This is a genomic window from Candidatus Melainabacteria bacterium RIFOXYA2_FULL_32_9, from assembly GCA_001784615.1.
Lineage (GTDB): Bacteria > Cyanobacteriota > Vampirovibrionia > Gastranaerophilales > UBA9579 > UBA9579.
The window spans coordinates 1-7680 of sequence record MFRQ01000082.1 but is presented as its reverse complement, the minus strand read 5'-3'; the positions used below and the strand labels follow the sequence as shown (position 1 = coordinate 7680).

At 31.4% G+C, this 7680-nt stretch carries 7 protein-coding genes; 6 read left to right on the top strand and 1 reads right to left on the bottom strand.

The genetic code is table 11. The features are described 5' to 3' along the window. The 3 genes from A2255_03675 to A2255_03665 all read left to right on the top strand — a co-directional run. A partial coding sequence (locus tag A2255_03675; protein ID OGI20343.1) for a nicotinate (nicotinamide) nucleotide adenylyltransferase occupies positions 1–532 on the top strand: 532 nt, incomplete at its 5' end. A gap of 12 nt (positions 533–544) precedes the next feature. Beyond that, positions 545–1108, top strand: coding sequence for a hypothetical protein (locus A2255_03670; protein OGI20341.1), 564 nt, complete (start codon positions 545–547; stop codon positions 1106–1108). Between the two features lie 113 nt (positions 1109–1221). Continuing rightward, the gene (locus tag A2255_03665) at positions 1222–3762 is read left to right on the top strand and encodes a hypothetical protein (protein ID OGI20340.1); all 2541 of its coding nucleotides are present in this window, start codon (positions 1222–1224) and stop codon (positions 3760–3762) included. Positions 3763–3789: 27 nt separating this feature from the next. On the opposite strand, the gene A2255_03660 is transcribed toward A2255_03665, so the two are convergent. Further along, entirely contained in the window at positions 3790–4989 is a 1200-nt protein-coding gene (locus A2255_03660) for a TIGR00299 family protein (protein OGI20339.1), read from the bottom strand. 163 nt (positions 4990–5152) lie between these two features. On the opposite strand from A2255_03660, the gene A2255_03655 reads away from it, so the two are divergent. The 3 genes from A2255_03655 to A2255_03645 all read left to right on the top strand — a co-directional run bounded on the left by A2255_03655 (position 5153) and on the right by A2255_03645 (position 7150). Further along, a complete protein-coding gene (locus tag A2255_03655) occupies positions 5153–5443 on the top strand; it encodes a hypothetical protein (GenBank protein ID OGI20338.1) in 291 nt (96 codons plus the stop codon). Positions 5444–5487: 44 nt separating this feature from the next. Continuing rightward, positions 5488–6183 (top strand): hypothetical protein, encoded by a 696-nt coding sequence (locus A2255_03650; GenBank protein ID OGI20337.1) that lies wholly within the window; start codon positions 5488–5490, stop codon positions 6181–6183. 286 nt (positions 6184–6469) lie between these two features. After that, positions 6470–7150 (top strand): hypothetical protein, encoded by a 681-nt coding sequence (locus A2255_03645; GenBank protein OGI20336.1) that lies wholly within the window; start codon positions 6470–6472, stop codon positions 7148–7150. Positions 7151–7680 lie beyond the last annotated feature (530 nt).

Below are 7680 nucleotides of genomic sequence, written 5' to 3'. Positions count from 1 at the left end.
AACAGTAAAAGATGAGCTAGGTTTAGACAAGGTTACTTTTATCCCGGCATTTTGTCCGCCTCATAGAGACAGAGAACTTGCAAATCCTGATCATAGACTTAATATGGTCAAAATTGCCATTCAAGATAATCCTTCTTTCGAAATAAGTGATATTGAATTTAAAAGGCAGGAAAAATCGTATACATATCTGACTATACAAGACTTATTCAAAAAAAATCCGCAAATTTCTGGTAAAATAAATTTTATCATCGGATCTGATGCGTTTAAGCTTATCGATACCTGGTATGAAGCAGAAAAACTTGCAGAGCTTCTTAATTTCATTATCGTTATACGACCTGACAACACTGAAATTGGAAAATTATTTGAAAATATCAAGCTAAAACAATTTGATTTTGAGATTGTCAAAACCCCATTATTGGATATATCTTCTTCTGATATCAGAAGAAGAATTAAGAAAAAAAAGTCCATAAAATACCTTGTACCAAGAGCAGTAGAAGAATATATTTATGATAATAACTTGTACATTCAGTAATGAGATGAAAATATGATTAATGATGTTAAAAAATGGTTAAAAGACAGATTAAGTGAAGAAAGATATTCTCATTCATTAGGATCAGAAGAAGCTGCAAGAGAACTGGCTCAAAGATTTGACGTTGATGAGAATAAAGCTGCATACGCTGCTTTAATTCACGATAATGCAAAATGTGTTTCTACAGACGAATTACTAAAAATTATCAATGAAAACAACCTATCCGTATCAGAAACTGAAAAACAAAGCACAAAAACTCTCCACGCTCCTGTAAGTGCATATCTGGCGCAACAAGAACTTGGTGTAAATGATACTGATATTCTTAACGCTATCAGATATCACACTATAGGCAGAATTGATATGAGTGATCTTGAAAAAATCGTTTTTCTAGCTGATAAAATCGAACCTAATACCAGAGAGCCGGAATTTAGAGAAAAAATTATTCAAAAGCTAAATCAAACAAATAACCTCGATGAAGCCATCTTGCTATGTTATGATGCAACAATCAGAAGCCTTCTTGATAGAAGATTAATAATAAGCCCTGAAACAATAGAAGTCTGGAATAATTTAATTTATTAATTAAATTAATCATTTTGCTACATTTTTTATTAAAAATGTTCTACTGAACTTAATCCTCTAGTATAATAGTCCATATAATATAAGTTTTTCTCAGGCAATATGGATAATATTCAATGACAGATATTAATGAAAAAACAGTAACCCTAATACAACTTGGATTAACAGAGGCATTCAAAAAAAACTTTGATGATGCTGTTAAATATATAGAAAAAGTTCAAAAGCTTTTTCTAGAAAGAAAAGATGTTTATAATATTGCTATTTGTCTTGCTGAATTAGCACTAATCCATTATCAAAATAATAGTGATCGTTTAATCAGATCACTTACACTTTTAAACGATGCAAAAGCTATACTTGATAATCAACCACAGAACGCTGAGGTTGAAGCAAAAATCCTTCATTACTATGGAACCATTTATTATTCAGAAAAACGTTACAGTGAAGCTTTAAAATACTTCAGAAATGCACTGGAATTAGTTAACAATAATAATTTAGAATATGCAAAAATTTTAGACAGCCTGGCTATATTTTATTTAAGAATAAATAATCATCAAGTTGCAGAAAAATACCTTAAAGAAGCATTAAAATGTAAACAAAAAATAGGCAATGAACTTGAAATCACGATAACAAAATTATTATATGGAAGATACTTATCAAATATAGAAAATTATGATGAAGCTTTATTATATTTATCAGAGGCATTAAAATTCATAGAAGGATTGGGAGATAATTCAACTGCTGCAAGAATTCAGGATGAATTGGCCAAAATTTATCTTGAAATAGGAAATATTGAAGCAGCAGAAGAATTATGCAAAAAATCTATGGATTTAGCAAAAAGAACCGATGCTCCACTAGTGTACGCATTCTCTTGCTGTACATTAGCAAATATAAAAATTAAGCAAGAAAAACCTAAAGAAGCTCTTCAAATACTCGAAAATGAAGTTAAACCGGCTTCTTTTGACTTAACCTCAATAAGAGGATATGCTCTTGCCAAACGTATAAAAGCAATGGCTTTTAATCAACTTGGGCAGATTCAAGAAGCTATAGTAAATTTACATGAGTCAGTGGAATTGTTTAAAGAAGCAGGTGTTAATGCTGAAGCGGCAAGAAGCTACTTTGAATTAGCTGAAACATATAAGAATGAAGACCATAAAGCAGCTTTTGCTAACCTTATAGAAGCATTTAAAATAGCAAAATCTAATAACCTTACTATTTTAGCTAAAAAAATAGAAGACTTTATATATGAAATTGACCAGACAGAATGGGCAAATATCGTTAATAAAGCAGCTTTTAAAGAAAAACTTACTAATGACTCCGAATCTATCCTCAATGCTTTAAATCTCATAGATCCGTCTAAAGTTAGTACTAATCCAAGAGATCCTTTAATTTCTCTTTTGAAAATAGGAAGATCAATTGCTGCAGAAACTGATATAGACAAATTACTGGAAATTATTGCTGAAGAAACTAAAGCTACATTGAACGCAGACAGGTGTACAGTTTTCCTACTAGATAGAGAAACTAACGAACTATGGTCTAAAGTTGCCCTTGGAATGGGACAGCAAGAAATAAGATTCCCTGCACATATGGGGCTAGCAGGTCATGTTGCTACAACAGGCAAGACTATTAACATTAAAGATGCTTATAATGACGACAGATTTAATAAGGAAATTGATAAAAAAACTGGATATACAACCAAAACAATCTTATGCATGCCAATGCGAAACCTTAATCAGGAGATTGTAGGTGTTTTTCAAGTATTAAATAAATTAGGCGGTGCTACTTTTTCTGATGAAGATGAAGATTTACTTATAGCAATTGGCTCAAGTGCAGGGATAGCACTTGAAAATGCACGTTTATTCCAAAAACAATTGTTAATGTATGAAGATCAAAAACGTTCATTCATAAGCTTTATCAATACACTTGCTGCTGCGATTGATGCAAGAGACAAAATTACATCCGGCCATTCTACAAGAGTAACCGGCTATAGTGTTGCTATCGCTAAACAAATGGAAATCCCTCAAGAAAAAATTGAAGTATTGGAAATAGCGGCTTTATTGCATGATTTTGGAAAAATTGGCATCAAAGACAGCGTACTTTGCAAAGAAGGCAAGTTAACGGATGAAGAATATAAACATATTCAAGAGCATGCATACATTACCAATGAAATTCTTAAAAATATGTACTTTGAAGAAAAATATAAAAATGTCCCTGAAATTGCATCATCTCACCATGAAAAGTATAACGGCATGGGCTATTTCAGAAAAACCAAAGGTGAAGAGATCCCTCTTGGCGGAAGAATTTTAGCTGTAGCAGATGTATTCGATGCGATAACATCAAAACGTCATTATCGTGATCGCATGCCATTTTTGCAAGTGCTAAGTATACTAAAAAAAGATTCGGGTAGTCATTTTGACGGTGGTATAGTTGATGAATTCTTTAATATAAGAGTTAATAACATTCTTGATGTTCTATTATTAAAAACTGATGCAGCTTCTTTAACTGATGAAGAAGAAAAATTATTTGAAAAATACACAATAAATGACATGCATCAAATTCTACAAAAAGAAGAATCTGACAGGACTGAAATAGAAAAAGAAATTATAACCACATTTGAGAAGCACTACAATCCTCCTCATGAAAACAAAGAAAACGCTTAATTATTCAACATATGGTAGAGAACTTGTTTATAAATCAACATTAACCTTTTTAAGGACTAAATTATAGACATCTTTTAAAGGAATATTATTCTCTTTAGCTACTTTTACACAATCATCATATTCAGGTTTCACAGATAATATCTTTCCTGAATTATCTCTTCCTATCTTTACTGCTATATCTCCAAGATTATCAAGAGTAATCTTCTTAAATTCTCTATTTAAAATAGTTCTGTTTACTCTATAACTCCTAACCCCAAATGTTGTGGTTTCTTCAAAGATTATTTTCTCGACCTTTTCCTTAATTCCTACAGGACATAGAACTGTAAGAACATTGGCGGGTCTGTTTTTTTTCATAATTACCGGAATTAAAAATACGTCAAAAGCCCCTAAGCTCATTAACTTTTCAAATATAAAGTCATAAAACTCTGGTTGCATATCATCAATATTAGTCTCAATTACCCAAGTTTCATCACTATTTTGTTGTTCATCAGATTCTCCTAGTGTAAACCTGACAACATTTGCAAGTTGAGGCACTTCTTTTTTACCGGCACCATAAGAAATAGTATTAATTTTAGAAAAACTTGGAAAACTCCCGAATTCTGTTTTTATAGTAGTTAAAATAGCAGCACCTGTGGGAGTTAATAATTCAGTTTCCACTCTAATTGAGTTATCAACAGGCCATTCCTTGGAAGTTATAATCTCTAATGTTGCAGGAGCAGGAACAGGCATCACTCCATGAGCACACTTTACATAACCTGAACCTGTATTTACAGGACCCACTACAACTTTATCAATATTCAGACGAGAAAATAATATCGAAAATCCCACAATATCAACTATAGAATCAATTGCGCCAACTTCATGAAAATGTATTTTATTTATATCAGTTCCATGAACTTTTGTTTCTGCTTTACCAAGGTTTGTAAAAATCTTTATAGCAAGATCTTTTGCTTTTTCATCAATTTCTGATGAATTTATTATTTTTACAATATCGTTTAATCCTCTGTGATGATGTTCATGATGGATTAACTCAACCTCTACATCTGTAGCAGCTATACCTTTTTTAACCACATTAGATATCTTGATTTCAAAAGAATCAGCAATATCTTTAAGCTTTTTCAACTCACCAATAAACCAATCCTGATCAACTCCTGCGCCTAAAAGTGCACCAAGGAGCATATCACCACTCGCACCAGCCAAACATTCAAAATAACAAGTTCTTTTCATACTTATATATTTTCAAAAATAAGCTTTCATGTAAACATTATTTTATGCTTTAAGTTATTTTTATCTTCACTTATCCAGATTAAAATTATTAAAAGTTGGCTGATTAACTTAATAAAAAATGGGTATAGCTTAATAAGAGAGTGCAAAAGAACAGAGGTAAATTATGGAGCAAAAAGTTAGCCAAAAAAATTTCCCGAGAATCACTTTAAAATGCAGATGCGGCAACGAATTTAATGTTAATGTAATGAAATTGCGTGAAGATCAATCTATTACTTGTCAAATTTGCGGCGAAAAGTTTGACAAGGAAATAGGAGAGAAATTTGCAAAAGCCCTTGAGGATCTATATAAAGTAAAATATCAGTTGGAAAAGCAAGATTATCCTTTCCACTTCTCCTTTATTTATAAGTCTTCTTACCCTCAACCACCAATACCTGTTACATTTGAGGAAGAATAAAAATTGATATAAAATAATAAATATATACTAACACTGGAAATATAATGGCTAACTTTATCCCTTACAAAAAATTTGATGGATCAGCTAATATGGCTATAGATGAAGCCTTACTTGCTGATTCTATTAAAAATACCCTTGAACCTACTTTAAGATTATATGGATGGTCAAGACCAACGCTGACATTAGGACGCAACCAATCTATGCAAGGAATTAACCTGGATTTTTGCATGCAAAACAATATAGATATAGTTAAGCGCCCTACAGGAGGCCGTGCAGTATTACACCAGCATGAACTGACCTATAGTTTTATTATACCTATAAATCTATTGAAAGATGGTAGTTCTGTTCTCTCATCTTATAAACAAATATCTGATGCATTAATTATTAGCTTCAAAAAACTAAATGTAGAACTCTCTTACCCTAAATATAAGAAGATTTCGGTAAAAGATGGATATTGCATGGCAATTTCTACCGGATCTGATTTAAATTATCAGAATAAAAAGCTTATTGGCAGTGCTCAATTTAGGAAACAGGACTACATTTTACAACACGGCTCAATTTTAATCGACATTGACACTGACCTATTATCAGGAATATTTGGTTCAAATAATCTTGATTCAGATCTTATAACTCTTAAATCAATTAATTCAACATTAGATGACATTAACTTGTTATCTGATGCATTAAAATGTGGTTTTGAAGAAAAATTTTCCTTAAAATTCAATGATTATTCAAAATAAAACCAAGTTTTAACTCTTTACCAATAAATTAAGTTGTCAGTTTAATTTAAATAAAGATATAATAAAATAGTAATTCTTGAAATTTATAGAAAACAAGATTTTAATAATTTTGTTAATATGGAACTTTTTTAATTAAAAAACTCCAAAAAAGTTATTTTTATTATCCTTTCATTTAAAACTTGAATATTAAAAATAAACCAACAAATGTATTAATTATTTTAATAAAACTAATTATAATTAGTTTATCGATATTCCAGAGTAGAGAAGTCTATTTAAAGAGAAAAATATGATGTTTCGAGAAACCAAAACACACGAAGTCACCGTTGACATTGTGATTTTTACAATCAGAAAGAAAAAACTTGAGGTTCTTTTAGTACAAAGGGCTCATGAACCATTTAAAGACAAATGGGCGATACCAGGGGGTTTTATTAGACTGTCCGAACCTCTTGATGAAGCTGCTAAAAGAGTTCTTTTTGAAAAAACTCAGGTGAAAGACGTTTATCTGGAGCAGTTATATACATTTGGTGATCCTGGAAGATATCCAAATGCAAGAGTTATGACTGTAAGTTACTTCGCTTTAATCAGATCAGATGATCTCCAATTATCTTCTCGTTCTGACGTAAACGTTCAAAAAGTAAGCTGGCATCCTGTATACAGCTTACCAGGACTAGCTTTTGACCATTCAAAAATTCTAGATCACGCAGTAAAAAGGCTCAGAGATCGCCTGGAATATTCACCAGTCGCATTCCAGCTTTTACCGAAAAAATTTACTCTTACTGAACTGCAAAAAACTTACGAGTTAATTCTTGATAAAGAACTTGATAAGAGAAACTTCAGAAAAAAAATGGTCTCTCTTAGCATTCTTAATGAATTCGATGAATTTACAAAATTGTCATCAAAAAGACCTGCAAGGCTATATTCATTTAATGAAGAGACTATTGAGAGTCAAAAAGGTCTGACTGCATAAAAATTTAAGAATACAATATAGAATAAGAGCGCATATATAAGTGCGCTCTTATTCTATATTAATTTAGGTAATTGTTCGAGTTATTCAACAACAATTACGCTAACTGGACAAGCGTCAGCTGCTTCTTTAACAGCATCTTCATTACCAGCAATATTAGCTTCATTAACTATAGCAACGTCCTCAATTGTAAATACCGCATCACATATTGATTCACATGCACCACAAGCTATGCAACCATCTTCAACTTTAACTTTCATTTTTTCCTCCTAGTAAATCTCGAAAATAAACTTCCAACTATACTATTATACTTCCAAATTAAATTTAGCATTAATAAATTTTATGAATTTTTAATATAATTTATGATACTTGCCTAGAAAGTGTTGAGAGGTACTAATAGTGCAGCATGTCATTGCAAGCCTGCAACACAGGCATGGCAATCTATCTGGTGAATACTGGAAAGATTACCACGGTGACACAGTCACCTTTTCTAAATTCATCAATCTTGGTAATGAGACTATGATTGTAGACTT